Genomic DNA, 3,825 nt, shown 5'->3' with positions numbered 1-3,825 from the left:
CCCAACAGCTCCAGCACCAACCGCTTCAGATCGGCGTTCGACAGGCCATCAAGATCCGGGGCCGGTGACATGCAGGGGATTGAATCAGAATTGTCGCTGCGCCGGAACCCCGACCCGCCAGCTCAGCCCGACTTTTGCCAATGTTACCCTTCTGGTCAGTATCCGGATATGGGCGATGAAGACCCAGGCCACCGCGCTTTCAATGGAAGCTTCGAAGTCTTTGGCCAAGCGGCGGCAGCGTCCAAGCCAGCCGAATGTTCGCTCCACCACCCAGCGGCGCTTGAGCACCTGAAAGCCTTTGGCCGCGTCGGAGCGCTTGATGATCTCGATCGTCCAGTGCCCGAGAGTGGCGATCGCGTCGCGCAACTTATCGCCCGCATAGCCGCCATCGGCAAAGACATGGCGCAGCCAGGGATACAGCGCCCGGATTGAGGTGAGCACCTCCACCGCACCATCACGATCCTGGATGTCGGCGGTGTGAACGCGCAGCCCGACGAGATGGCCCTACGTGTCAGTGATGATGTGGCGCTTGCGCCCCTTGATCTTCTTGCCAGCATCAAAGCCGCGCGGGCCGCCGCTTTCCGTTGTCTTCGCCGATTGGCTGTCGATCACGCCGGCCGAGGGGCTCGCCTCGCGTCCGGCCCTCGCGCGCGAGGCGGCCACGAGAGCATGGTTGATCCGCTCAAAGGTGCCATCCCGTGACCAGGCATAGAAGTAACCCTGCACGGTCGAATAGGGCGGGAACTCCTTGGGCAGCTGGCGCCACTGGCAACCGGTCGAAGTGAGATAGAGGATGGCCTCAACCTGGTCTTGCTTCGGAAAGATGGAGAGCACTCTTATAGCCCAGGAGGATCTCCATGCCCCACACACGCTTTACGAAAGAGTTTCAGGATGAGGCGGTGCAGCTTGCTCTGACGAGCGGCCGCAGCCGGCGTGAGGTCGCCCAAGATCTCGGGGTTGGCCTGTCGACCCTGCGGCACTGGCTCGATCGCCGTCGCGAGCGTGAGATCGAGGACCCGCCCGCGGAGCGCCAGGAGGACATGGCCACCGAGCTGAAGCGGCTGCGGCGCGAGAACGAGATCCTGCGCCAGGAGCGGGAGATCCTGAAGAAGGCTACGGCATTTTAAGGAGGGAAGTCGATGAAGTTTCAGTTCATCGATGCGGCGAAAGAGAACTTCCCCGTCACTCGTCTGTGCCAGGTCGTCGAAGTGAGCCAGAGCGGCTATTTCGCCTGGCGCTCTCGTCCAGCGAGTTGCCGTCAGCGGGAGGATCTGGTGCTGCTGGCTCACATCCGCTCGGCCTTTATTCTCTCCCATGAGACCTACGGCAGTCCACGCATGACCCGCGAGCTGCAGGACGAGGGCCTGAAGGTCGGGCGCCGTCGCACGGCTCGGTTGATGCGCGAGAATGGCCTGGAAGCCCGGCAGAAGCGCCGGTTCAAGCGCACCACCGACAGCCATCATGCCTTCCCGGTGGCTCCCAATCTCCTCGAGCAGGACTTCTCGGCTCAGGGTCCAAACGAGAAGTGGGCCGCAGATATCTCCTACCTGTGGACGAACGAGGGCTGGCTGTACCTGGCCGTGGTCCTGGATCTGTTCGCCCGGCGGGTGGTCGGCTGGGCGGTGAGTGACCGGCTGCACAAGGAGCTGGCGCTGGAGGCGCTGCGCAAGGCTGTGGCCATCCGGCGGCCATCAGCGGGCCTGATCCATCACGCGGATCGCGGCAGTCAATATTGCGCGACAGCCTATCAGGCCGAGTTGCGGAAACACGGCATCCGGATCTCAATGTCCGGGAAAGGCAATTGCTTCGACAATGCTGTCGTCGAGACCTTCTTCAAGACCTTGAAATCTAAACTGGTCTGGCGCACCGTTTTCCAGACCAGAGCCGAGGCCAAGGACGCACTTGGGCGTTACATCGATGGTTTTTACAACCCCGTCCGGCGTCATTCGACGCTCGACTACTTCAGCCCGGTTCAGTTCGAAAGGCTGGCCGAATAGCTACCAAACCGCTCTCCACTTAACCGAAGCAAATCCATCTGAGCGTGACTTCGGAAAAATCGAGACTTCTGAAGCGAGCTTCTCGCAGTACGATATCGTCATCAGTGACCGCAGGATTTCCGTTGTGGGTGAGTACTGAATTTATGATTGCGAGGATGTGTACTCCTTCCATTGCATTTTCCTATTTACTATCCCCAGGAGACAATCCGAGAAGCAGGCGCAAAAACGGTTGAGCTATCCGGAATATCAGTCGTAACGACCGCGTTAGGGCCAATCTTCACATTGTTTCCAATACGAATCTTCCCGATTATCGTGGCGCCAGCTCCGATCTCGACGTTATTTCCGATTACTGGAGCAAGTTCTGGACTAAAGTGGTCAGCAGCACCAATCGTAGCGTTCTGCCTAATCATGCAATCGTCGCCGATCGTACAGAACTGATGAATCACGATTCCGCCTTGGTGTCCGATTGTGAATCTCCGACCTATTTTCGCGTCCCAATAGAGTTCAATCCCGTAAAAATTACGAATAAACACGTGTAAGACTTTCGCAAACCACAGAGCTGGGGCGCGCGGCAGCGGCGCTTCGGCGGCCCAACGACCTATGCGATACATGACCATGGCTTGGAAGCCGGGTCGCCAAACAGAGCCGAGATTGGCTCCGCCGTCCTCACGGATAAGACGCCAAAATCCAATTGCATCATGCGGCTGATCGGAGGCTTCAGGTTTGGAATCCGAGACAGGGGATGACCCACTAAAGTTAAGATGTTGCATCTCTGGTGCTTGATTATCTCACAGCTCGTTACAACGAATCACACGCATGTACGCAACCACCAAGGGCCTCACTAGGCTAAGGTTCAGATTGGTTCATCGGCCCTGAGAGTTCTGTACCTTGGATGAATTGTAACAAACCTAACGTTGTCTGGCGGATGAGCGGCCAGAAGAGCCACCTGGGATTGCACCAGGTCCTTTTGACTACTCAATAGTTTCGCTGGAACTTCCCTTGAGCGCAATCTCTCCTAAGGTGTACCTCCGCGCACAACGAAGAGAATGATCAAGGACTAGCTCTGGGCGATATACTCATCCAACGGCTTGCTGACTCCGGATTGTGATCGCAGCCCATACGAGAGTCGTCTCGGTAAAACTGGACAGCGGGATAAGCGGAGTTTTTGCCTGATTGCAGCCAGAATAGCTGCCGACCAGGAGAAACGATGAGCAAGCGACCGCGCCGGAACCACTCTCCGGCTTTCAAGGCCAAAGTGGCCCTGGCCGCCGTGAAGGGTGAGAAGACCCTGACCGAGCTGGCCCAGCAGTTCGATGTGCATGCCAACCAGATCACTCAGTGGAAGGCCCAGCTCCTCGACGGAGCCGCCGGGGTATTCGGGCCTGAGCCCAAGGCGGGAGCTGACGCCCCGCCGGTGGATGTGAAGACCCTGCACGCCAAGATCGGCGAGCTGACCCTGGCCAACGATTTTTTGGAAAGCGCGCTCGGCAAAGCCGGAGTGTTGCCGAGCGCAAAGCGATGATCGATCGATCGCATGCCCTGACGCTGACCCGGCAAGCCGAGGCGCTCAGGATCAGCCGGGCCAGCCTCTATTATCGAGCGCAGCCTGCCTCGGCGGCCGATCTGCCCCCCTGCGGCGGATGGGTGAACTCCATCTGGAGGTCCCATTCGCGGGCAGCCGCATGCTGCGCGACCTGCTGGTGTCAATGGGCGTTGAATCTCCCGTAATTATGGGCCTTCAATTTTCCCTACCTGACGGACGAGAATGGGTCCGGTGATCAGCCGGTCGGATGATCATTTGCTTTGCCTCCTGGTGGTCGGCCCCGGC

At 58.8% G+C, this 3,825-nt stretch carries 1 protein-coding gene, 3 pseudogenes and 1 other annotated feature; of the genes and pseudogenes, 2 read left to right on the top strand and 2 right to left on the bottom strand.

What is annotated here, in order from left to right:
• Positions 1-84: 84 nt before the first annotated feature.
• Positions 85-804: pseudogene (locus FS320_RS39770) on the bottom strand (IS5 family transposase); the annotation flags it as partial.
• Positions 805-857: 53 nt separating this feature from the next.
• Here FS320_RS39770 and FS320_RS39765 point away from each other — a divergent pair.
• Positions 858-1,997: pseudogene (locus FS320_RS39765) on the top strand (IS3 family transposase).
• 188 nt (positions 1,998-2,185) lie between these two features.
• On the opposite strand, the gene FS320_RS39760 reads toward FS320_RS39765, so the two are convergent.
• Positions 2,186-2,767, bottom strand: a complete 582-nt coding sequence (locus FS320_RS39760) for a serine O-acetyltransferase (RefSeq protein ID WP_152717936.1) — start codon at positions 2,765-2,767, stop codon at positions 2,186-2,188.
• 142 nt (positions 2,768-2,909) lie between these two features.
• Positions 2,910-2,965 (bottom strand) — a sequence feature (sul1 is cis-regulatory element that is thought to sense ions involved in sulfur or methionine metabolism; They are found in Alphaproteobacteria).
• A gap of 239 nt (positions 2,966-3,204) precedes the next feature.
• On the opposite strand from FS320_RS39760, the pseudogene FS320_RS39755 reads away from it, so the two are divergent.
• Positions 3,205-3,709, top strand: a pseudogene (locus FS320_RS39755) (transposase); the annotation flags it as partial.
• Between the last annotated feature and the right edge of the window lie 116 nt (positions 3,710-3,825).

It is taken from the genome of Microvirga tunisiensis, assembly GCF_009296175.1.
GTDB classification, from domain to species: Bacteria; Pseudomonadota; Alphaproteobacteria; order Rhizobiales; family Beijerinckiaceae; genus Microvirga; species Microvirga tunisiensis.
Note: the sequence above shows the minus strand (reverse complement) of the source record. Positions and strands in the feature narration are given on the sequence as shown.

Coding starts and splice junctions, on each gene's coding strand:
- FS320_RS39760 (WP_152717936.1), bottom strand. CDS start 2,767: ATGCAACATCTTAACTTTAGTGGGTCATCCCCTGTCTCGGATTCCAAA.